17 protein-coding genes are annotated in these 23,445 nt (G+C 49.4%); 3 read left to right on the top strand and 14 right to left on the bottom strand.

What is annotated here, in order from left to right:
- Nucleotides 1–9: 9 nt before the first annotated feature.
- The 12 genes from CS562_RS10760 to CS562_RS10705 all read right to left on the bottom strand — a co-directional run bounded on the left by CS562_RS10760 (nt 10) and on the right by CS562_RS10705 (nt 18,257).
- Nucleotides 10–516: a DUF1453 family protein gene (locus CS562_RS10760; RefSeq protein WP_099855584.1), complete on the bottom strand. Its 507-nt coding sequence runs from the start codon at nt 514–516 to the stop codon at nt 10–12.
- A 187-nt stretch (nt 517–703) separates the two neighbouring features.
- Entirely contained in the window at nt 704–1,348 is a 645-nt protein-coding gene (locus tag CS562_RS10755; protein WP_099855582.1) for a Vat family streptogramin A O-acetyltransferase, read from the bottom strand.
- A gap of 107 nt (nt 1,349–1,455) precedes the next feature.
- Nucleotides 1,456–3,438, bottom strand: a complete 1,983-nt coding sequence (locus CS562_RS10750) for a CotH kinase family protein (protein WP_099855581.1) — start codon at nt 3,436–3,438, stop codon at nt 1,456–1,458.
- Between the two features lie 343 nt (nt 3,439–3,781).
- The gene (locus CS562_RS10745) at nt 3,782–8,137 is read right to left on the bottom strand and encodes an alpha/beta hydrolase fold domain-containing protein (protein ID WP_257219451.1); all 4,356 of its coding nucleotides are present in this window, start codon (nt 8,135–8,137) and stop codon (nt 3,782–3,784) included.
- A 23-nt stretch (nt 8,138–8,160) separates the two neighbouring features.
- Nucleotides 8,161–9,711 carry an extracellular solute-binding protein gene (locus CS562_RS10740; RefSeq protein ID WP_179087188.1) on the bottom strand — a complete coding sequence of 517 codons (1,551 nt, stop codon included), beginning with the start codon at nt 9,709–9,711 and terminating at the stop codon, nt 8,161–8,163.
- 354 nt (nt 9,712–10,065) lie between these two features.
- Complete coding sequence (locus CS562_RS10735; RefSeq protein ID WP_099855577.1) at nt 10,066–12,435, bottom strand: DUF4962 domain-containing protein; 2,370 nt, start codon at nt 12,433–12,435, stop codon at nt 10,066–10,068.
- A gap of 34 nt (nt 12,436–12,469) precedes the next feature.
- Complete coding sequence (locus tag CS562_RS10730) at nt 12,470–13,237, bottom strand: SDR family NAD(P)-dependent oxidoreductase (protein ID WP_099855575.1); 768 nt, start codon at nt 13,235–13,237, stop codon at nt 12,470–12,472.
- Between the two features lie 30 nt (nt 13,238–13,267).
- Nucleotides 13,268–15,106 carry a cache domain-containing sensor histidine kinase gene (locus CS562_RS10725; protein WP_076290284.1) on the bottom strand — a complete coding sequence of 613 codons (1,839 nt, stop codon included), beginning with the start codon at nt 15,104–15,106 and terminating at the stop codon, nt 13,268–13,270.
- Nucleotides 15,103–16,140, bottom strand: a complete 1,038-nt coding sequence (locus CS562_RS10720; protein ID WP_099855574.1) for a response regulator transcription factor — start codon at nt 16,138–16,140, stop codon at nt 15,103–15,105. The genes CS562_RS10725 and CS562_RS10720 overlap by 4 nt, the downstream gene beginning before the upstream one ends.
- A 42-nt stretch (nt 16,141–16,182) precedes the next feature.
- Nucleotides 16,183–17,061 (bottom strand): carbohydrate ABC transporter permease, encoded by an 879-nt coding sequence (locus CS562_RS10715; protein ID WP_099855572.1) that lies wholly within the window; start codon nt 17,059–17,061, stop codon nt 16,183–16,185.
- A gap of 12 nt (nt 17,062–17,073) precedes the next feature.
- Entirely contained in the window at nt 17,074–17,991 is a 918-nt protein-coding gene (locus tag CS562_RS10710) for an ABC transporter permease (RefSeq protein WP_257219463.1), read from the bottom strand.
- Between the two features lie 56 nt (nt 17,992–18,047).
- Complete coding sequence (locus CS562_RS10705; RefSeq protein WP_076290286.1) at nt 18,048–18,257, bottom strand: tautomerase family protein; 210 nt, start codon at nt 18,255–18,257, stop codon at nt 18,048–18,050.
- Between the two features lie 280 nt (nt 18,258–18,537).
- Between CS562_RS10705 and CS562_RS10700 the strand changes: the two genes are divergently transcribed.
- Both CS562_RS10700 and CS562_RS10695 read left to right on the top strand, forming a co-directional pair.
- On the top strand, nt 18,538–19,116 hold the full coding sequence (locus tag CS562_RS10700) for a TetR/AcrR family transcriptional regulator (protein ID WP_099855568.1): 579 nt from the start codon (nt 18,538–18,540) through the stop codon (nt 19,114–19,116).
- Between the two features lie 80 nt (nt 19,117–19,196).
- The gene (locus CS562_RS10695; protein ID WP_099855567.1) at nt 19,197–21,383 is read left to right on the top strand and encodes a YhgE/Pip domain-containing protein; all 2,187 of its coding nucleotides are present in this window, start codon (nt 19,197–19,199) and stop codon (nt 21,381–21,383) included.
- A gap of 129 nt (nt 21,384–21,512) precedes the next feature.
- On the opposite strand, the gene CS562_RS10690 is transcribed toward CS562_RS10695, so the two are convergent.
- On the bottom strand, nt 21,513–21,851 hold the full coding sequence (locus CS562_RS10690) for a DUF4190 domain-containing protein (protein WP_099855565.1): 339 nt from the start codon (nt 21,849–21,851) through the stop codon (nt 21,513–21,515).
- A 179-nt stretch (nt 21,852–22,030) separates the two neighbouring features.
- Here CS562_RS10690 and CS562_RS10685 point away from each other — a divergent pair, with 179 nt between their 5' ends.
- Nucleotides 22,031–22,582, top strand: coding sequence for a mediator of RNA polymerase II transcription subunit 4 (locus CS562_RS10685; protein ID WP_099855564.1), 552 nt, complete (start codon nt 22,031–22,033; stop codon nt 22,580–22,582).
- Nucleotides 22,583–22,658: 76 nt separating this feature from the next.
- Here CS562_RS10685 and CS562_RS10680 read toward each other — a convergent pair whose 3' ends face one another.
- Nucleotides 22,659–23,414, bottom strand: a complete 756-nt coding sequence (locus CS562_RS10680; RefSeq protein ID WP_099855562.1) for an amino acid ABC transporter ATP-binding protein — start codon at nt 23,412–23,414, stop codon at nt 22,659–22,661.
- Nucleotides 23,415–23,445 lie beyond the last annotated feature (31 nt).

The following is a 23,445-nucleotide window of genomic DNA, read 5'->3' as shown; positions in this document are numbered from 1 at the left end:
TTGAAACGATTATACACCTCTGCCTTGAAAGCGCTGGACTTTGGCATACAGAAAATAACGCCGGGCAGCGATGCTTCCCAGAGGTAGAAACAACAGAGCATTGCTCAGTGAAACCACCGTATGATGCACATCCCATTGGCTGGCAAGCTGTCTCAGCACCATAACTGCGATTAGAAGCACGCTGCTGGCAAGCGACCCCTTGGACATCATTTTGCCTGTCGTTGGATGGATTCGAAGCTGTTCCAGATGTACCCGCCACGCACCAATTCCACAACCTATAATGAGAAAAACAATATATAACAGAATGTTGCCCACTGTTAATGGTGTGTTTACTACGCTCGACAGCACCCAATACGCAATGATCGCTGGCAAGACCCATAAACGGGATGTCTTCACTTCCTTCTCCCTTAGCGATAACAATAGAACAATGACAGCTACAATCACAATATTCATCATGTTTTTTTCCTCACCTTCTCCACGTGTTCTCTGATCTACATTCAGTGTAGCCGAATTCAACGGGAGTTAAGTCCACCTATAGATGGATTGGCTCTCTTAACTTCTTCCATCCAGGGGCTTAGTGTGGATATGCATGGTTCCATGAAATGTCATAATGATGAGCAAATGGAGTTCAAAATAAAAAAACTGGCTCCATAAGGAACCAGCGATAGTCTCGTTTTTTACATATCAATTCACGTACACCAACCTACCTGCTCTTCAGAAGCTCACGCAATGTCTGCGGATCGTATGTAGAGACCAGTCGTTCCAAATATGTGTCCAACCACACCTCATCCTGATCCCACCATTTCAGTTCCAGCAATAAAGCAATGATCTCGTCGTCGAAGCGCTTTTTGATTGGTTTGGCTGGATTGCCACCCACAATGGTGTAAGGCTCGATGTCCTTGGTGACTGTCGCATTGGAAGCGACGATGGCACCGTCTCCAATCGTGACACCCGGCATGATGGTTACATTTTGTCCAATCCAGACGTCATTGCCCAATACTGTGTCTCCCTTAAAAGGCAGCTGATCCAGCGTAGGAGTTACTCTCTCCCAACCACCACCAAAAATATTGAAGGGATACGTCGTCATCCCCTCCATCCGATGATTGGCACCATTCATAATGAATGTCACACCTTCGGCAATTGCACAGAATTTACCGATCACCAGACGATCACCCAGGAAATCATAATGATGCTGAATGCGGTCATAAAATTGCTCGGGTGGACGACTGTTGTCACTATAATACGTATAATCACCGATCAACACATTAGAGCGCGGCGGCAAATTTTGAATGTAACAAACGGTACGAATATTATCGTTAGGGAAGAGTTTCGTTTTATCGGGAGCCATATGTGTTCCCTCCTTTTCCTCATTGTACCAAAAAGGGATTCGATCTGACCATCGAATCCCTTTTCTCGTTCTCCATAGAACAACGCTACTCTACCGGAGAATTTTTTTTATTTGGATGTAAGTGTTACTTGTGCAGCCGTTTGATCCCAATCCACGGTCAGTCCCAGTCCTTCAGAGATGAAGCGTACCGGCACAAGTGTGCGACTATTCTTGATAATCGCTGGTGCATCGATTTCGAGCGTTTCACCATTCACCGTTGCCGTGCTGCTTCCGATCTGGAGCACAAGCGTCTGGTCATTCAGAACGGCTGTTACCGTTTTCGCTGTTTTGTCCCATGTTACTTCTGCACCCAAAGCTTCAAGGATGGCGTTCACGGGTACCATGACCCGGCCACTTTGCTCTAGCGGGTCCTGATCCGGGAACGTAATCGCTTTTCCATCAAGGGATACAGTAATTGCTTTGTCTGTTGTTCCTGTTCCGTTATCCGTGCCCGTATCTTCGGAAGTCTCAGGCAAAGGTGTTACTTCACGTCCAAGCTGCTCTTGCAGATTGGCAAGTCGGTTCAGGGCAAACGTCGTCAGCGATCCCGCTGCCATGGAGCCCATGCCTCCGCCTCCGCCAAAGTTACCGCCAGGACGTGTCTGGGTATTGCCTGTGCTGTCTGTTGTTCCTGTTCCCGTTGTGCCATCCGGCGGTGTTGTACCATCGGGAGGTGTCATGCCTTCAAAACCTTCCGGAGGCGTCATGCCTTCCATGCCCTCTGGTGGTGTCATGCCTTCGAATCCTTCTGGTGGTGTACCACCCATGCCACCCATACCGCCTGTTGCATCAGCGTTGGCAGAGTATGCAATGTTGGATTCAAACTGCTCAGTTGTGTAGAATTTCGTTGGATCTGCTTCTACATATGGACGAATGATATCAGCCAGACCTGTGATACGGTCCTGAATGCCTTCCATATAATCCGTCAACTCATTGACGTAGCTCAAGTATTTTTCCTTATACTCAGGCACGGCCAGCAGGTTGTTGATCATCGGTACATTTTCCATGCTAATGCCCAGTACTGGTTCGTCCACAGATACGTTCGTTGCGTTGGTGTTGGTCGTCGTTGATCCTGCTGTTCCACGTCCGCCTCCACCGGAGTATCCATTAAAGGACATGTTAAAGTCCCAAGGTACAACTGTGAATTTGCCAGCCGCATCGCCGTAGAGCATGTAGTTATGCCCTTTGTCACCGCTATAGCTGTCATAGTTGCCAAAGACCATGTTGCCCGCGATATATTTCAGTGCCGAATCCACATCCAGCACACTCTCGATATCACCTTTTTCGCCTTCAGGCATGTCATTCAGCGTTTTGATGAAGTTTTTGAGTTTGGTTTTATTCTCGTCCGTACCCAAATCTTCGGTGATGGTGCTGTAGTCACTACCTTCTGAATATTGCAGGTAACTCTTCTCATCCGTATCGTAGAGGACACCGTCCTCATAATCTTCACCGTAATTGCGTTCCAGGTAACTGTCATCTACTGCTTCGACCCCGGTATAGAAACCAACCAGTTCGCCGTTGATATACAGATTTACGTAGTTCGTCATCGGTACATCCATGCCAATGCTGCGCAGCGCTTCATAATGAAGAACTTCACGCATGTACGATGGATCGGCGTAGTTGTTGTTCAGGACCATTTTATCCAGACCGAGCAGGGATTGTGTTTTGTCGTATTTATCGAACTTCAGTCTGAAGCTGTAACGGTCGGAATCTTGCATCGAGGCTACGGATTTCAAAGTCAGATTACCCTTGGTGGAGAAACCAACGTTATCCAGCTTGTTACCGTCAACTTCCACACTTACCTTCTTATAATCCTTATCCAGCGGGCTTTCGAGCATGCTCTTCCAGTCTGCATCATCAATCGTAACATTCACATCAATGACGTTGTCCGTTTGGAACAACGATTCATAGGCTTGCGTGACGCCTGTGCTAGTGCTTGTATCCTCTGCGGCAAACGCAGCGTTTGGGCTTCCTACCAAAACAAAAGAAGATGATGTTACCATCGTCACGGACAAGGCCGTTACTGCAACTTTACGTAGTAAACTATTCAAATGATGAATCCTCCTTCTTGGTTTCTGTTAAGCACCTTAGGCTTATGAAACCATGGTAGAGGACAAACCTTTAATGAATCTTAAATCAATGATTCACAACAAAAAGTAGCCCATCAGGCTACATAAGTTGAACTATAAATGTTACACCTTATCACTCCGATTGCAGTACCATTTTCCGATCGCTCTTATCCCCAGATTTTCATCATTCCCTTTGTCCAAGGGAAAAAATCCGGTGATAAAGGCGAACGCTTCGCTTCTTCAAATTGGTTCTGCACTCTCCGTTTAAGTGTAAAATTGAGCTTCAACTTATATAGACGCCTGCCAGGCTACTTGTTCTGATCCTTTACTGCTCGGTAACGGTAACACCTGCTGCTTTGTAGTAGTCCTCATTCACGTTGTTTAGAATGTTGGACTTCAGCAGAATGCCTACTCCGGCAAAGAGTCCTATTCCATTTGCGTTACCTTCGATTCGGTTATTTTCAATCAACACATTCTCCGGGTTTCCTTCGCCAATATTGCCCGCTCCAGCATCGCCTTTGTCGCGCTCAAGCCGCACGCCCCAGTAGCCGCTGGCAGTATTGTTACGGATCACATTGCCGCGTATTACTGTGCCCGGTCCGTTCAGCACTTTGATTCCTGCTGCATCGGCAATCGTGGTTGTATTCTCGATGAGATTATTCTCGATTAATGTATCCGGGGTGCCCATGGTTATCGAAATGCCGATTTGGCTGTTCGTAATCGTGTTGTCATGAATGTAGTTTCCTTTACCCGACTTGCTGTGGTTGCTGGGTGCTGAACCCCCTGTATTGCCAAGTCCGATCCCTGCACCTGTCAGCACATCCGTAATCACATTACCGGAGATTTCATTCAAATACTCCAGTTCACCATGAAGATCAATAGCATCCAGCTTTGTTCCGCTAAATGTATTGCCGCGCAGCACGTTGTTATGGGCTACAAACTGGATCAATGCTCCATGTCTGAGATAAGGTCCCTCAAACGTACTATTCTCCACCACATTCCATATCGTATCATTGTCAAAGCCGAGCCGATCGGTCTTGGCCGTTCCCTGAATGGAAATTCCGTAGCCTGAACCCCCAGGGCCCAGATCTGTTGCATTACGGAATGTTGCATGCTTCACAACGACATCTCGGCTGTGTTCGATGCGAACAGCCATTCGTTTGAATTTCTCCACAATTACGCCGTCGATCGTAATGTCATACGATGGTTCCTCACCATAGTTGGCGATGTGGATCATGCTATCCGGCCCCCCTGCGGAGGGATTGTTGGATTTGTGATCGGTTGTGTAGCTGCCAGACCAGGATGATGTTATGGTCATGTTGGATACGAGAATGCTGTGCTGAGCCGATGCTTTCAGGACGGCGCTGCCCGTCACCTGATCCAGCGATGTCTTGAGCACGGTTCCTCCACTGCTCTCTCCTCTCAGGTTCACCCCGGATTTGAGCATCAGGTTGGTGGTTCCATCCGGCCCGGACAACAAATTGTACACTCCATTAGGCAAAAACACTTCATCACCAACGTTAGCCTCATCAATGGCGGCCTGTATTGCAGGTCGATCATCACTCGTATTATCAGCCAGATTTGCTCCGTAATCCCGTACATCAATCGTACGTCCGGTTACAGCATGAGGAGAATGGATAGTATGCGATGTTCCATCTGTCTCCGTCAGTCCTGGAGCGATAAAGGGCACCGTCCCTTCAGGTGGTTGTGGCTCAATGTACGGAATCAGGGCAACAGGCGTTCCTCCCCCTGCATAAGGAGCATACAGATGCACATCGGTCAGACTCGTATAAATACTGAAATCAGAATTGCCATGCCCAGTAATCCGTACATAACGTGCAGAAGTGTCCGGGATATCAAATGCCTGCATTTCTGTTGTATCCCCACTGCTTTCGCCATTGAATACCTGGGTCCAATGATTCCCGTCAACAGACGTTTCTACCTCAAAAAAGGTCTTCCTGACATCCCCTTTGTAAAAACCAATCCCAACATAGCCCACTTGCTGAGCCTGACCCAGATCAAACGTGATCCATTGCCCCTCTCCGGCAACAGACCAGCGTGTATAACTGTTATTGTCGATGGTATTGGTCGCCAGGTTGCCATCGCTACCGCTTGCCGAGACGAAAGCAACAGGCAAGGATGATACCGGAAAGGCAAGGGTGGTTATATCGGTTGATAAAGCACTGCTGACGTTTCCGGCTTCATCAATCGCCCTCACTTGAAACGTGTACGATGTTCCGGCTGCAAGTCCGCTGTCACGAAATGACTGTTTGCCTTGTTCAGCCAGCAAAACTCCATCCCGATAAATCCGGTAGGCAGATACAGCTGTATCATCGCTGGCCGCTGGCCATCTCAGTTCCGTAAAATCCGTTCCCCAGTTTCGAATCTCAAGTATAGCTCCCTGCTCCCATTCTGGTGACTGCGTGTCACTGCCTTCTTCGATTAAAGCAATGACCGATAACTGTGGACGCGGATTACTCGTTCCGTTGGCTTCCTTGGTGTATACGTTCACGGAAACACCTGTTGATTCCGCATCTGCGAGCAAAAATGCAACCTGCCCCGCATCTGGACGACTCTTCACAACATCGGTTACATCCACTTCATAGACGGCTGGGCTTCCACTACGATCTGCAGTGACCTGGAATTTGCCAAGCAGCGAACTTTCGCTGAGACTTTGGACCGGAGCATTCGACCAGGTTAACGATGATTCGCTCCAGTCTATTTCATCCAAACCGTAAAGAGACAACTCTGTATCAATATTCGATGTGCCTTTTTTGGCGGCAATCCGTAGTCGATACCGATCTCCTTCGGGCTCATTTCCGGACATATCAAACTTGAAATAAACATATTTCTTGGTCGACGAAGCGGAAGAGATGCTTAGTAATCCGGTGCTGGAGCCCGTGGCCTGATTGAAATTCAGATCCGGCTTGCTGCTGTCAATCGCCGCATCGTCGCTTGGCAGCTTGCTTGCGATGACCTTTTCAATCAACGGTTTTTCTTCTTCCTCTTCTTGATCTCCAGGCGAAGTGTCTTCGGGATTGTTTTTGAAAATAATGGGCTCCGTAACAATCCGGTTCTTCACATGTTCATCAAGGAAGGTCCATGCCTCCGCATTGGCAACCTCGGAAGCCGTCCCTGTAAATCCATGGCCTTGACCGGGTACGATTTTCATATCCACAATCGGGACACCCACAGATTGGAGCTGTCCCGCGAAAGTAACACTGTCGGTGTAAGGAATGGTGGCATCAGCATCACCGTGCCGAATCCAGAACGGTGGATCATCCGGTGAAGCATACGTGCCCGGCATGGCAAGTCTGGCCTGCTCCGGAACATCGAACGCACGATGCCCGCCAAGCAGAGCTGTGACCGAGCTATAGTTATTGGCAAATGTCGTCGTAAAATCAGCGGGTCCGTACCAGTCGGCGACCGCCTGCACTTTGTCGGAATACTCAGGCCATCCGCCAGAACCTTCAAGATCAGGTACATCTACCGTCACCCCTGTATCGAGCTCTACAGTGTCACCAGCGACCATGTCTCCTGTTGTGCCGAGTAATGCAGCCAGATGGCCGCCCGCAGATGATCCCCAGACGCCGATACGACTCGGGTCCAGATTGTACTGGGCTGCATGGGCCCGCAAATATCGGATAGCGAGCTTTACATCCTGAATCTGGGCAGGGAACGGCGCCTCAGGCGTCAGCCGGTAGTCCAGAGATACACCGATATAACCGCGTTTAAGTACATAATTGCATATGGAGTTCAATGCCTGCTTCCGGTCCCCGTGATTCCATCCACCTCCATGGATATAGACCATGACCGGCATCGATTCAGCTGCCGCTGTCTCGGGAACAGCAATGGATGAATAGATTGCTCGCCCACCAGCTGTGCCAATCTCCACATCCTCGTATAAAGTCACTCCTTGTGGTGGCGTAAATTCAGTATTCTCCTCTCCAGGCGGCACTGGGGATGGGGCAGGCGTTATACCGGGAATAGCCTGACCGTAAATGGCAACATTGTCGATATACATGTTGGCCTGCATGGCATCTCCTGTCCGAAAACGAATTTTCACTGTGCTGTTATTGTTCGCTTCCGAACCCAGCGTCCAGCTTTTTAGCGTATTCCCTTCCTTGTTCTTCACGTCAGGAGTGCCTGGGGGAAGTTCAAATGTCTCCAGCGTTGCCCAGGAACTGCCTCCATCCTTCGACCATTCGATAATGATGCTTCCGCTTATATAGGACGACGCACGTGTGTAGTAGCTCAGCCGAATATTTCCGTATCCAGTCAGATCAAGTGGCAGCGCAAGTGCGTCTGTTCCGTCAATCTTGATCATGTTGGGCAACGAGGGGGCGGTTGTGGAAGACGATGTTTTGGCCTTACTTCCACCTGCCCCTTCCTGCAGCCAGGGAGCTCTCAATGCAATTCCGCCTGTAGAGCCAAAATTGTCCGGATCATCAAAGTTTTCCGCGTAAATCTCCAACTCTGGGCCCTCCGGATCTGGGATATTTTCTTCCTGTGTAGCATTTAAAATAGAATGAGGAACAGCGTCTTCCATCGCCCGGACTTCATGCACGGGAACGGCAATACCGCTAATGAGTGTGACAGACATGGCAACAAGTACAACCCGCTTCTTCCACGTTTTGAACACGTCATTCACTTGTATCCCCTCCGTATTCAGCTGACTCACTACACTGGTTCCATCCCGCTTAGTTAGCGACGCGGTGCCGACACGCCTTCACCTTTTTTAAATTTCTCCGTGGCTTCCTCGATTGCCCGATCGCCGCCCTTGGATTTCCATTCTTCTACCACTTTCGGCCAATCGGAAATTGGCTCCTTACCATAAACCATCTTGATCATGTGTGTGAGCAATACTTGAGGAGGTGTATCCGAATTGGGAGCAATATCGGGATTCTGTACAAAAGCTTCCAAACGCGGATCAAAGTTAATCCCATCCCGACCTTCTTTGGCTAAGATGGTATCGTAAATATTCATCAGCTTTCTGCCTTCCTCTGTCAGCGATAACGAGCCTTTATTGTACGTTGTGTCCTGTACGAACCATAAGAACGACTGACGGTAACGCTCTTCGTCCACACCAGCAGAGTCTGTTGGCGCTGTGTATGAAATCACGCCATTATCCTCTGTATAGGTCTCTCCTTCTGTGCCGTATGTGAAAAACTTTTCGGCTTCGTCAGACACCATCCAGTTAAAGAAACGGATAATGGAAGCCGGATCAGCCGCATCCTTATTAATAAAGTAGGCACGTGTCACCGGACCGTACAAATAATAACCGCCCTTTCCGTCAGGACCGACAGGGGAAGGAATAATCTCGATTTTCGCATCGGGAACCGACGCTTTAATCTGCTTCTCCCATTGGATCAGTTCGTTGGCGTTCATGGACCACATGCCCGCCTTGCCAGAGAGAATCGTGTTTTTGAATACGGTGGAATTGATGGTCGCGAACTCTTTGTTGATCAGCCCTTCTTCGTACATCGTCTTATAGACAGTGAGGGCTTGCTGCATATTCTCGTTATCCATGAACTTCGGTACAACCTGGTCGCCCTGCTGCTCCATCATGGACAGGAATTGCTGTACGTCATAGGCACCGAAAAAGGTATCTGCATATTTGAAATCCTCACGCCCCATATATGGATTCTCCACGCCGAGCTTCTTAAAGGCCCGCAAAACATCCATTGTCTCCTCAACCGTAGTAGGCACCGGCAGTCCCGTTTGATCCAGCAGATCCTTGCGAATCCAGGTTGCCCGGCGGGATGGATTGGATAAATATTCGGGGATGGCATAGATATGGCCGTCATGAGTTACCTGGTCCCAGGCTTCCTTCGGTACGGCTTTGAGCAAATCTTGCCCGTACTGCTGCAGCAGTTCATCCAGCGGCTGAAATACCCCGGCTTCGACCGATCCGGCCATCTCTTTGCCGTTGACGCCGCCGTCACCCTGCACCACGTCAGGAATATCATTGGTGGCAAACATCTGAACCATTTTCTGTTCATATTCCTTATGGGGCACCAGGACAATTTTCAGATCGGTATTCGTCAGATCCTCGAGTTTCTTCACCCATTGATCCTTGTTAATGTCTGGTGACTTCTCCACATACGTATACGCCAGCGTACGTAGTGAAATGGAGAATTTTGTTTTGCCGTCTCCCCCGCCCTCACCGGATGCCGCTCCGCTGCCTTTGTTGCACCCCGTCATGACAGCTGCCGCCAGCAATAGCGCCATGCCTGAGACCATCCACTTTTTCATGCTACCCCTCTTTTCATCCTGATTTAGGTACCACTCGTTGATGAAGCGCTTTCAAATAGATGTTAAAACATCCCCACCGCCTGCAACAATGGGGATGTTTTAGATGAGATTGCGTTTTCTTTAGGTCAGCACTCAGCGCTCCACAGCATCCAGTCATATAGCACTATATAAATTGAACGTACAAACTTTACACTCATCCACTGCGATTGCAGTACCCTCTTCCGATCGCTGTTATCCCCAGATTTTTTTGATTCCCTTTTCAGAGGGAAAAATCCGGGGATAAAGGCGAACGCTTCGCTTCTTCAGATGGGTTCTGCACTCTTCGTTATTGTGTAAATATTCAGTTCATCTTATCTAGTACGTCTTGGATACCTCGATCTTCTTCGTTACACCGTTGTCGGTAAAATAGAGATGGATGCCGTGATCCTGGTCATCAATGAAATAGGGGACATACTTCGGCTCCTCGATCTTATATGGTACCAGCAGCGTTACAATTCTATGGCTTGAAGCAGGGCGCGTTTCTGCGCTCAGATGATAATGTCTTTCCAGCCCTTCGTACTCTTTCGGGTCCACCTCTGCGAATTGATCCGTCTGGCTGAGCGACAACTCACCGGAGGATGCATATACAAACGTGCCCTCAAGCCCCGCCTTATTACCGTTCAGACGGAAGCTCTGCCCTTTCAGCTGTAGCGGGTGCAGTGCATGGAATAGCCATTGAACGCTGTCCGGCTTCTCCAGGTCAATGTGGTCCACAATGACGAAATAGGATGATTGCAGAAAATGAATCTCCCGTACAACACGCTTCACATGGGGCACGGTGCTGGCATAGGCATCGGTCGCTATCGCGCGCACATAGCCATCGCCGTCCCGCCAATAGGCCTCCTCGATCTGCCCAGTTGCGGCCATATTCAGCACCTTGTTGTTCTCAGCATACTGACCTGTTCCACCAATCAATAGGTTGTTTTTGGAGCGTGTCTGCCTGCGCCATTCCCGGTGAAAGGAGCTACCGTGGGCGATATAATAGCCTGTGTCCGCCGCAAGCGGCTCACCGAATGCATGTAGGGTGAAACTGTTTTGATCCGCATGACTGTGGCTGATGGAGCCATAACGGCTCGACTTGAGCAGCAGCATAACATGCTCATTCGGATCATCCATCCGGTGATGCATGGCTACCCACCCCACATCACGGAACCACTTAAGCGGCTCGATGTCCACAGGTGACTCTTCCTCCACCTGCGGATAATCGTGGCGGTATACCAGATCGTCAAAGTTAAAGTCCCACCAACCGTAGTTATAAAAAGCTCCCTCTGTCCCCGGATCGGATTGGCGGACACGCTCAAAGTACCACTGGTACCAGCGGTTGCCTGTAACACCTGCCAGTTGGCGGACAAGATAGCCTGTTTTCAAGTTTACCGGGTCACCCAGCGTAGACTGATCTCCAAAGCTGGCGCGCCGAGCGTCGGGCGGGTACACGTAGAGTGGAAAATCTCCGGTACGCTGGAAGAACGGCCGACGAAAGAAATCGATGCCCGCATAGTTTCGCAACAAATTCATCGCTTCGGTCACATAGGCCATGCCTGTTGTCCAATACATTGGACCTTCAGCCCAACCTCCATCACTTCCTCCCCAAGGGGAGTACAGACAGGCATAATAATCGACCGCATAATCCAGCCACTCTGCAGCCTGCTGCTCCTCATGCAACAAGGCCATACAGCAGGGCACAAGCACGGAGGATAATGAACGCACGGCATGGCTGTCATAAGGCACATGATGGATCTTCGAACGGACCATCACATGATGGGCTACCTGTTCTGTTCGCCGCAGCAAACTGCGCCTTACCACCTCTTGCTCTTCACTGTTCAACTCATCATGCAGCCAATCATAGCCCCAAGCGAGCGCAGCTGCGACCCGAAAGGCCGCCTCATCGTTATAATCACGGGAGGTCGTTCCCTCCGTATCCCAAGCCGCCACATGTAACAGCCAGGTTTTGGCTGCTTCAAGCAACCGTTCGTCACGTAGGACCCGCCCAGCGATGCTGAGATGACGAATCGCATATAACGTTTCCTGACAGTCAATGTACATTTGCCTCCAGAGCGGAGCGACACGTTTGTTCTCCGGGTAAGGCATCGGTTCGCTGATCAGCTCGCGGTTGGCCCACGGTTCCACAGATTTCTCCATAAACACATCCCAGCCGCAATATGTAGCATCTGATGCAATACCATCCGCAAGTGTCCTTAGCCCACTCTCTCCGAGCCATAGCCGAGGGTGAGACGTGTCCGTGGCAACATACCGCTGAGCTCGAGAAGGTAACGGTGTCTCTGGCAATCCCGCTGGCACCGTAAACCGCCTCACCTCACTCCATGCCGAAATTTCCTGCTGCTTACCCAGCACGGCGTCCGCTTTGACTTCGCTATCTTGCTGCACTGGTTGATCTACAAGCAGCGCATATCGCCAATAATACTCCCCAGGTTGCAGCACCCGGTTAGGCGTGAAAAAGTTATACGGGAGCGGCGCAAAGGTCATCGTCTCTTCTTCCTGAAAAGAAGGCCCCACCGACACCTGCAGCAGATAAGCATTCTCATCCTCTTGCTGCGCCGCCATCCAGGTAAATCTCGGCGGATTTTCTGCCAGAACGGTATGTTCATCAGGAGCGTAGTCCACATGGAACGGCCCGCTGATTGGTTGGTACAACGGTCTTTCTGCAAGCTTCCGCTTCACTTCCATCGTATCGTCCCCTCCTTATCGCAATGGTGTTGCATCAACGCATGTACATTCCGCCATTGATTTCAATCGTTTCTCCGGTTATAAAAGAACCCAGCTCGGAACACAGGTACAGCGCCGCTCCTGCGACATCATCGGGTGTCCCTTCCCGTCCAAGCGGAATGCTGCTTACGGCAGAAGTTCGGCCTTCCGCCGAGGTGAACGTAGCATGGAATGCCGTTTGCCCAATGAAGCCCGGTGAAAGGGCATTGACCGTAATCCCGCCTGGAGCCAGTTCTTTGGCAAGCCCTTTGGTTAACGCAATGACGGCCGCCTTGGAGGCTGCGTAAATAGCTGCACCCGGGCCGCCTCCATTATGAGCCGCTACCGAGGTCAGATTGATAATTCGGCCGCCTCCAGCCGCCCTCATGCCAGGAATGACCGCTTTGGATACAAATACGGCGCTCTTCAGATTGACATCCATAATCCGGCTGTAAAGCTCCTCGCTCATCGTTTCAATGGGGCTCCGTTCCACCAGATGCCCTGCATTATTAATTAACAGATCAATCGGACCGCCGAAGCGGAGGGTGATATCCCCAACCATCGATTCTATGGCATTCGTATCGGTCACATCTGCCTGAAATGCAGCTGCTTCACCGCCAGCATTACGGATGGCGGCCACGACCTCCTCCGCCCGATCCATATTATGCAGGCCATTCACAGCCACCTTTGCTCCGCAACGTGCCAAAGCCCCAGCAATGGCAGCACCAATTCCTCCGCTGGAGCCGGTAACCAGCGCAATTTTGCTCTGCAAGTTGATATTCATGTTCTATCTTCCTCCCTGTTATAGATTTAATTAAATCCGCTTGCTATGCTGATCTGCGGGAAGCGCCATCGTAATGGTCGTTCCCAAGCCTTGCTCACTCTCAATCATCAAGCCATATGTTTCTCCAAATACCAGCTGAATCCGGCGATGAACATTCATGAGTCCGATGCCTCCGCGATGGTATACATCATCGGAATCTTCGCCTGCCAGACGATTCAATTCCAGACGGTCACGCAGCTTCTCCAGGCGTTCCTCGCTCATACCCATACCGTTATCCTGGACGATGACAAGAAAGCGATCTTCCAGGCGCCGAGCATCGATACGGATAAAGTGACCGGGCTCCATGCCTCGTGGAAATGCGTGTTGTAGCACATTTTCGACCAGTGGCTGAAGAGTGAGTCGAACCATTTTTTCCAACAACAGATCCGGTGCAATGATGACCTCAACTTCAAGCTCCCGATCCATGCGATGTTTCATGATGGAAAGGTAGGCCAGCACATGCTTCAACTCATTGGCAACCGTAATTTCCTCCAGATTGGTCTGAATGGAATAACGGAGCATATGAGCCATCGATTCCACCATCTGTGCAATTTCTTCGGAGTCCTGTACGACGGCATAACATTTGATCGTTTCCAGGGTGTTGTAGAGAAAATGCGGATTGATCTGCAACTGAAGCGCCTGAAATTCCGCACGGTGCCGTTCCAGCGCCTCCTGCTGAAGCTCGATTTCCGACTTCTGGCGGCGCAGCTCCGACTCGTATACACTCTCAATCATGTCCGACAGGCGGCTGACCATCAGATTATAGCTGCGGATCAGCACACCAATTTCATCGCGCCTTTCCTTCATCTCCACCTTGTTCCAGATTCCCTTCTCCGTCTGTCTCATTCCGTTCATCAGCACACGAATGGGCTCCACTTGAGATGCTCCGATTCGGTAGGCCACTACAAGCGCAGCGAGCAAGGTCCCTGCACCAACCCATAAGGTCGCCGAACGGATCGTTGCAATCGGCCTTTGCAGCTCCGACAGCGGCACGGAAGCGACAAAACGCCATCCCGAATATGCCGAAAGCTCCGATATGAGCAGCCGTTTGGTGCCATCCGTGTTCTGTTCCAGTGATCCTGCCTCCATGTGCATAAGCCTGTTCACAGTGTTGGACGGCATCGCTGTCTGCGCCTCTTCATCCCCGGGTGTGTAGATTACAGTTCCGTTCTGATCCATCACATACTGATACCCACCTTGACCGAGGTCGAGTTCTCCCCATATTTTGTCAAGCTCCAGCACATTTACTTCCATCGCCAGTACTCCGTTAGGCGTATAGGAGGACACCCCTCTAATCCGGCGCGCAATCGTAATCACATTGGCACTCTGTCCACTGCGAATACTCCGGGTAAGCAATGTCGATTCGCCATTTGCAGGAGTTTCAGCCAGCAACTCCTTATACTGCTGTGCTGCGTCGATATCCGGTATGCCGGCTGAATTCTGGTTGTCATCAATGACAACACGCCCGTTTTCCCCAATAACATATAGGAACTTGATCTGTGGGTATAACATAAAAACAGGCGGGAACACGTTCGTCTTAATCTGACGGCTGTACTCGTAATAGGCATAACTGTCCTCCGAATTCATATCGAGAAAGTGCTTCACACTTCCGTTCGAGAGGATGGAGTAGGTCGCACGATCGTAATTTTGCAAATACAGATCAGTCTGGTACGCCGTATTGCGCATCGTTTGGGCGATATTGTCCGCAAGCTGGTCGTTCATTTCAGTCGAGGCATAGGTATAGGTGAACAGGCCGATGGCGGACAGAGACAACGTAATCACGACGGCAAAATGAAAGAACAGGCGGATGGACAGGCTGCGCTTCATCATTCAATGCCCAACTTGCTGCGGTATTCGGACGGTGTCAGTCCGGTAATTTTCTTGAATGTTTTCGTAAAATGGGGATGGTCCGCATATCCCACTTCGTAGGAAATATCCGTAATCCGGTTGCCCGGCTGTTCCAGCATGCGTTTGGCCAGTTCCATTTTGCTGCGTATCCGGTATTGGATAAACGTCTGGCCTGTCGTCTGCTTGAACAGCTGGCTAAAGTAGGACGGGTTAAGGCCCAGCTTGGCAGCAATCTCGTCCAGCGAGACTTCGCGGCGCAAGTGCTTCTCTAGATAGGCTTTTGCTTCTTCCACCGGATGTTTGCGCTTGCCACTGCGCTTTTCCTTGATCGTCTTCATTAACATGTGGATCTCGTTGCCCAAAGCCTCGAAGCACTCTTTTGAGGAAGCGCTTTCATTTATCTTGCAGGATGTACTCATCGTTCCGTTGCCACGTGCATTCATTCGGGCCACAATCAATTCCAGCAATTCCTGAAAAAGCTCCGCTGTCTGCTCAGGCATTAACGAATATGCCGGATAGCGACCAGACCATGCTGCGAGCAGCTCCGTGACATCGGACTGTCTCAGCTCCCATATAGCCTCTTCCAGACGCATCGCCCAATCATTCAGCTCCCTCACGGGTACAAGGGACACCGTAGGTTTATCCTCTTCGGTGGCCAGCAATTTGAGCAGCAGTTCATGTAGCTCCTGTCGTCCCACAGGCTTTAGCAGATATCGCTTTACTCCATAATCCATACAAGCTCTTGCATATTCAAAGTCTGAATAACCGGAAACCACAATAATGCGCATCGTACTTCCTTGCTCGGATAAACGTCGGCACAGCTCAATACCATCCATCGTCGGCATGCGGATATCCGTAAACAGGATGTGTGGCCGAAAGGCCCCTACCACCTGAAGGGCCTCTTCCCCATGCGCTGCCTGTCGTATCTCACAGTCGAACAGCCCCGCTTGCTTGATCATTTTTGCCAGACCCATCCGAATCATCGGTTCATCGTCCGTAATCAAGATTCTGAACATCGCCATTCCCCCGTTTCCGTCAGATCTGTATGCTTCTTGTACTTAAGATTTGACGGAGCCGACCATGATTCCTTTTACAAAATGCTTTTGCAGGAAAGGGTAAATGATAATGATCGGCAAGGTGGCGATGATGATGGTTGCCATTTTGATGCCTTCCGGCGATGTATGTGCAAGGGTGCTATAGACGGCAGAACCTGGATCGACGGAAATATCGTCACTCTCAAACAGCTTCTTGAGTGTTACCTGGATCGGCCACCAGGCCGGATCATTCAGATAATAAAGCGCGGTGGAATAGGCATTCCAGTGGCCCACCGCATAGAAAATGCCGAGTGATGCCATGGCTGGTTTGGACAATGGGATGACGATACGCCAGATGATGTCGAATTCCCCACAGCCATCGATGCGGGCAGCATCGATCAGTTCACCCGGCAGCTGTGCAAAGAAAGAGCGCATGACGAAAAAGTTAAAGGCATTAATCGCTCCTGGCACAATCAGTACCAGCGGATTGTTGACCAGATGCAGCTCCTTCATCAAGATGAAGTTCGGAATGAGCGGCGCCGAGAACACAACGGTCACTAGGACAAACATGACAACCAGGGAGCGCCCCTTGTACTCTGGACGGGAAACGGGATACGCCAGCGATGCCGTTGCAGCGAGATTGACCAGCGTCCCGAACAACGTCACCCCAACCGATACCGCAAATGCCCGCCAGAACGAAGCATCGCCGAATACATATTCATAATTGATCCAGGTAAAAGCAACAGGCCAGAAGCTGACCTTTCCGCCCATGATCGCTTCCGAGCTGCTAAGAGATTGAGCCAGCACATTAATGAAAGGCAGAATCATCGTCAACGAGAGCAGCGTAAGAAAAACGAGATTTCCAATGCGGAATATACGGTAACGGACACTGGGGGTACGCATCTATCTCGCCTCCTAATACAGGCTTTCGCCGGTTGTTTTTTTGCTGAAGAAATTACCGAGTAGAACAAGCATCAAACCCACGACCGACTTGAACAACCCGATAGCCGTTGTATAGCTGTATTGCTGTGAGAGCAGGCCAGCTTTGTAAATATACGTATCGAGAATTTCGCCCGATCCCAGATTGAGCGGATTCAGGAATACGAACACACGCTCAAAGCCCAGATCAAGGAACTTTCCGATGTGCAGCAGCAGCAGGATCATAATCGTCGGCAGTAAGGATGGCAGGGTAATCGACCATATTTGCTTCAAACGTCCGGCTCCATCCACCTCTGCCGCCTCATACAGATCGGGATTAATTCCCGCAATGGCAGCCAGAAAAATAATCGTTCCGTAACCGGAGTCACGCCAGATCCCGGAACCGATCAGAATGGAACGAATGTACGAGTCTTCTCCAAGAAAGTAGATCGGTTGCATGCCCAGAAATCCAAGTGCCTTGTTCACCACCCCGGCATCCATCGAGAAAATACCCATGAAGATACCACTAATGACGACCCAGGACAGAAAGTGAGGCATGTAAACAATCGTTTGCAGCAAACGCTTAAACACAATCATGCGTACTTCATTCAGCAAAATGGCCAGTAAGATCGGAACCGGGAATGCAATCACCAGATCATATAGTCCGAGCAGAAGTGTGTTGTTGAGAATTCGTAAAAAGTCATAATGGCTGAACATCTTCTGGAAATGCTCCAGGCCTACCCAATCACTTCCGGTAATGCCTTTGAAAATGTTGTAGTTCTGAAAAGCAATGATCGAGCCGAACAGAGGCACATATTTGAAAAGGAAAAAATACAAAATGCCCGGTACGGAGAGCAGATATAGTATCCGGTATCGCCACAGATAACGTCCCGCATCTCCGAGCCGAGTGCCCAGACCAGACGAGTGAAGTCTGGCTGTTCCCCGGCTTGGCGGCGCAATATCCGCCGGCTTCACGTCTTCTCCCCTCCTTGCTTCTGTGATTGCATGGCTTTCAAATTATCAGGAACGTTCTCATCCCATGGGATTTCATTGAATTCAACGGAAATATAATCTGGCTCCCGGTCGATAATACGCGAGAGCTCGCGTGTGAACACCTCCACTATCTCCTGCTTTTGCTCATTCGTCCTGCCTTCATACAGCCTGATCGTAATTTCTGGCATCCGAGTTAAGCTCCCTTCACCATATAATGTAAACGCTTCAACAACTTCATCTTAGCGTTCCTGTGAGAGAGCAACAATGGACTGTCTTTTCGTTCACTTGTGTTTTCTTTAGGTGGGGATGATGGTAGAGGGCTAATATTTCGGATGGGCTTATGACAAACATCACTTCCTTCCTCCCCATTCAATGATACATTTGTTTACGACCAATTGACCAAATAAGTAATCCGGTCAACTCCGAGTTGTCTTTTATCATTGCATACGATCAGGAGGTGCATATGCCATGAAAACTATCGATCGAAGGCAGCAGGTCATTGACTCTGCTGAGAAATCGTTCGCGTTGTTTGGATACAAAGCCACTACAATGGAGCAAGTTGCAAGACTGGCTAATGTGGGCAAAGGTACGATCTATACTTTTTTCGAGAACAAGGAAGAACTGTTCGGAGAGATCCTCCACTCGATCATTACTGATATGAAGCGGATTACAGAGCACACTGTGCAGGACGACAAACCATTTCTTGAGAACGTACACCAGAGCATGGACGCTTTGCTGGAGTATAGAGAGGAACATGAGTTGTTAATCAAGCTGTTTCAGGAGGTGAACGAATTCGGCACGCCTCAGGCGAAAGAAGGTTTGCAGAAAGTAGAGACAGCCATTCTCGAATATTTAGAACGTCAAGTTCAGCGCGCTATGGAACTACAGCAAATTCGTGAAGACGATCCCAGACTGGTCTCTTTTGTCCTGCTGAAGCTGTATGTCACCTTAACTTCCGATTGGAACAAAGCGCATCCTTCGCTGCACAAGGATCAGATCAAGGATTTCGTGGGCCTCTTTCTCAAAAGTGGATTATCCCCTACATAAAGAAAGATGTGAACATGAATCCTTTATCAATTAGAGATAGATATAGCAACAGAGTAGCGTAATGATGGGGAGAGAACATGATGAAATCATTCACTGTATTTGGGCAGGATTTGAAATCTGCCTTCAAGAAACCAAAAGTATTTATTCCGATTCTCGTGGTGCTGTTCATTCCGGTACTGTATAGCGGTCTTTTCCTCAATGCGTTCTGGGACCCTTATGGCAAAATGAATGAACTGCCTGTTGCCGTGGTCAACACGGATCAGGGGGCAACCTACAATGACAAATCGCTGGAAGTCGGACAGAATCTGGTCGATGAATTGAAAAAAAGTGATGACTTCAACTGGCAATTTGTGACCCGAGAAGAAGCCGAGCAAGGCATGGAAGACAACACATTTTACATGACGATTGTTATTCCGGAGGATTTTTCCGAGAAAGCAACCACTCTGATGGATGACCACCCACAACCGGCAGAGCTGATCTATGAACCCAATGAAGGATACAACTTCCTAGCGGGGCAGATTGGCGGGACAGCGGTCAAACAGATCAAATCCAAAGTCTCTGCGAAAGTGACGGAATCATATACGGAAACCCTGCTGGATCAGGTAGAGAAAATCTCTAGCGGTTTGGCAGATGCCGGAGACGGCGCAGGTCAGATCAACGAGGGTGCGGTTAAGCTGGATGAAGGTGCCTCCAAGCTGAAAGAGAACCTATCCAAACTGGCCGATGGAACCAACCAACTCGAAACAGGCATTACCCCGTTAAAAGAAGGCACGAACACCTTAGCTCAGGGTATTGGTGAGCTTCATACGGGAGCCAACTCCCTTTCCAAGGGTTTGTCCCAATTGGCGGCAGCAGGTACGAAGCTCGGTGACGGAGCAGCACAGGCTGAAGCTGGCGGCAAAAAGTTACAGGCTGGGATTCAATCTGCTCAGGAAGGAGTCGCAAAATTGGATGCTGGACTGGCAGCAACCGAGGAAGGCAGTGCCAAGCTGACCGCTGGATTGCAGACTTCAGTCGGAGGCAGTGGCAAAGTAAGTGAAGGTGCCAAGGCCGTTGCGCAAGGTCTTGCCCAATTAGCTGAAGCTAGTCCAGAGTTAGCTGCTAACCCGGCTGTACAACAGTTGCTGGCAGCAAGCCAGGCTGTTGCCGCTGGTAGCGAACAGGTATATCAAGGTGGACAGCAATTGCTCGAAGGCAGCCAAAACCTGCAAGCTGCTCAACAGCAGCTGCACCAAGGCAGCAGCCAGTTAGTGCAGGGTGAGCAGCAGCTTCTGGAAGGAGCAACGCAATTGTCCTCTGGTCAGGTACAGCTTGCGACTGGCCTGCAGCAGTTCAACACCAAGTTGTCTGAGGCTGCCGCTGGCGGAGCCAAACTTTCAGAGGGTTCGAGTCAATTAAACGCAGGTGCAGGGAAACTGGTTGATGGGTTGAGCCAACTTTCAGACGGAATCACCACCATTGCCGACGGTTCCCGCAAGCTGGATAACGGCGCAGGAGATTTAAAAGAAGGTACTGCCAAGTTGAGCGACGGCTCTGGTGAGCTAGCCACCAAGCTGAATGATGCCGCCGATCAAACAGGTAGTGTGAAAAAGACGGATGAGCTCGTAACGATGTATGCAGAGCCTGTTCAGGTGGATGAACATAAACACAATGAAGTGCCCAACTATGGTACAGGATTTTCGCCATACTTCCTGTCATTGGGACTGTTTGTCGGGGCATTGATTGCAACGCTGGTTGTACCAACTCGCAGCAGCTCGGTTACCGATGCGAGTGGCTGGAATCGTTTTGTGAGCAGAACGCTGGCTTTCACGATCATGAGTGCCGTGCAGTCCCTGCTCGCTTCCTGGCTTGTCTTGTCTGGCTTGGGACTGGAAGTTCAAAGCGTGCCTTTGTTCCTTTTATTCAGTTTCGTTACCAGCCTGACCTTCATGTACATCATTCAGGCTCTGGTTACTTGGTTGGAGAATCCCGGCCGCTTCCTGGCGATCCTCATGTTAATCTTCCAATTGACCACCAGTGCAGGTACGTTCCCGTTGGAGCTCATTCCGAATTGGCTGAAAGGTTTCAATCCATGGCTGCCAATGACTTATTCGGTAACCGGGTATAAAGCTGTTATTTCGAGTGGACAGTTCAATGTGGCATGGGATCAGATCGGAATTCTGTGTATCTTTGCGGTGATTGGTCTGGCAGCTACCTTTACCTATTTCATGATGCATCGCACAAATGAGGTAGAAGAAGTAAATAGTGAGGCAGTGCTTCGCGTGTAGGGATGGAAAAATAAAAAGCAAGGCGTGTTACAAGCAACGTCCCCGCCACAACAACAGCGGGTGTTTGCTTAAACATGGCCTTGCTTTTTTTGATCATGAAGAAAAAGAGGTAGTAAACTGCTCAAACACTTAGTATGTAGAAGTAACATTGGTACTTACCACAACTGTAAATAGCAGGACAAGTATAATGAGAATAGCATAGAGAGCCGTCCCAATAATTCCACAGACGAGACCCGCAATGGCCAAACCTTTCCCTTGTTCCATACGAATTCTGAGTTCTTTCAGTGCCAGCGACGCAAATATGATAGCTACGATACCAATAAAAAATCCCAAGTATGGTATGGTGAGCGACAAAATCCCCAAGACAAGAGCTGCAATAGACTTGCTATTGGTTTTTGGTACTACATAAGGTGGTGGCGGAAGCGGATCGCTATAATAACGGTCCACATCATTGTGACGTTGATCCAAAGGTAAATCCTCCCTGTTTATTAAGTAGTCTTATTATACTTGATTAACTGGAAAAACATGCTCCATTATTTGTAAATATTCCGATTTTATTATATTTATTTACTTATTTGTCCGGAAACACGAAGCATTTAAGAACACAGGAATTATGATATTCTATTTTAAGTATAAGGAGGTTTATTATGTATAAATTTGCGCCTTTTCTATTGTCGCTTACTTTTCTGATGACGGGTTGTAGTGAAACGGATAAATCGTCCGATGCTTTGAAGTCGGTAGAGCTTCATGAGGAAAATATCCAAACTATCAAGGAACTACGTGAAGAAAACGCTCGTCTTCAGGAACAGATCATTCAACTTCAAGAGAACGTACATAGCGAGGAGCTCAGAAACAATTTAAGAGAAACTCTAAACATGACGTTTAAACTGATCAATGCCATGGAGTCTGGTGATATTGCGTATATTGAGTCCGTATCTTCCCCCAATGTAGTTATTTCCAAAAACAGCAGTACCATGATTATTTATAATGCAGGCCACTCCTATGAAGTCGATTTCCTTAAAGGCATACAGTGGGATGAATTCGAATTTAGAGGTTATGACCAAAAGGATGCGGACCACTTCATGCTGTTCATAGCCAAATACATCACGACAAAGGGTTCGGAAGGAAATATCGCATATGAGTTCTCTTTTGTCCGTTCCCCAGAAGGAAATTGGCTATTTGACGGTTACATCTCTTGAATGAAACTTAGTCAAAAAAATACGTGATGCTACATTTGAATGTAACATCACGTATTATAAAAATTTCTATGTTTGCTTACCCTTCCACTTCCACCCGCTGCAAGAACGTGCGCGTGCGCTCCAGCTTGGCATTGCCAAAGATCTGCTCCGGCGGACCCGCCTCGGCGATTTCGCCGTTATCCATGAAGAAGACGCGGTCAGCGACATCGCGGGCAAAGCTCATCTCATGGGTGACGATCATCATCGTCATATTCTCCTGTGCCAGCTGCTTGATGACACGCAGCACTTCTCCGGTCAGCTCGGGATCGAGTGCCGAGGTCGGCTCGTCGAACAGCAGAATTTCGGGTTGCATCATGAGTGCGCGTGCAATCGCTACGCGCTGTTTCTGTCCACCGGACAGATTGGCGGGATAAGCATCCGCCTTGTCAGACAGTCCGACTTTACCGAGCAATTCCAGACTTCGCTGCCGGATGATCGCTGTGCTTTCTTTTTTCAACGCCTTCGGTGCCAGTTCCAGATTCGCCTGTACCGTCAGATGCGGAAACAGGTTGAAATGCTGAAAGACCATGCCCATACGATCCGTAATCTTCCGAATATCCGCGGCACCAGCATACGATCCGTTCTCAGCCAGCGCCTGCCCTTGAATGCGAATGGTGCCACCCGAAATATCCTCAAGATGAATCAGGCTGCGCAGCATCGTACTTTTACCCGAACCGGAAGGCCCGATTACGGCAATGACTTCACCAGGCTCCACGTTGAACGATACCTGCTTCAGCACATCAAGTGTACCGAATGATTTTCTTAATTGATTCACTTCTATAATATGTGTCATATGCAGACAGTCCTTTAATTGATGAGATTGG

Source organism: Paenibacillus sp. LK1 (assembly GCF_002750415.1).
GTDB classification, from domain to species: domain Bacteria; phylum Bacillota; class Bacilli; order Paenibacillales; family Paenibacillaceae; genus Paenibacillus; species Paenibacillus taichungensis.
Note: the sequence above shows the minus strand (reverse complement) of the source record. Positions and strands in the feature narration are given on the sequence as shown.

Bases quoted from the DNA above. Each gene is read 5' to 3' on its own strand.
- CS562_RS10755 (WP_099855582.1), bottom strand. From the start codon at position 1,348: ATGGCTCCCGATAAAACGAAACTCTTCCCTAACGATAATATTCGTACC.
- CS562_RS10740 (WP_179087188.1), bottom strand. From the start codon at position 9,711: ATGAAAAAGTGGATGGTCTCAGGCATGGCGCTATTGCTGGCGGCAGCT.
- CS562_RS10735 (WP_099855577.1), bottom strand. From the start codon at position 12,435: ATGGAAGTGAAGCGGAAGCTTGCAGAAAGACCGTTGTACCAACCAATC.
- CS562_RS10730 (WP_099855575.1), bottom strand. From the start codon at position 13,237: ATGAATATCAACTTGCAGAGCAAAATTGCGCTGGTTACCGGCTCCAGC.
- CS562_RS10725 (WP_076290284.1), bottom strand. From the start codon at position 15,106: ATGATGAAGCGCAGCCTGTCCATCCGCCTGTTCTTTCATTTTGCCGTC.
- CS562_RS10720 (WP_099855574.1), bottom strand. From the start codon at position 16,140: ATGTTCAGAATCTTGATTACGGACGATGAACCGATGATTCGGATGGGT.
- CS562_RS10715 (WP_099855572.1), bottom strand. From the start codon at position 17,061: ATGCGTACCCCCAGTGTCCGTTACCGTATATTCCGCATTGGAAATCTC.
- CS562_RS10705 (WP_076290286.1), bottom strand. From the start codon at position 18,257: ATGCCAGAAATTACGATCAGGCTGTATGAAGGCAGGACGAATGAGCAA.
- CS562_RS10700 (WP_099855568.1), top strand. From the start codon at position 18,538: ATGAAAACTATCGATCGAAGGCAGCAGGTCATTGACTCTGCTGAGAAA.
- CS562_RS10695 (WP_099855567.1), top strand. From the start codon at position 19,197: ATGAAATCATTCACTGTATTTGGGCAGGATTTGAAATCTGCCTTCAAG.
- CS562_RS10685 (WP_099855564.1), top strand. From the start codon at position 22,031: ATGTATAAATTTGCGCCTTTTCTATTGTCGCTTACTTTTCTGATGACG.
- CS562_RS10680 (WP_099855562.1), bottom strand. From the start codon at position 23,414: ATGACACATATTATAGAAGTGAATCAATTAAGAAAATCATTCGGTACA.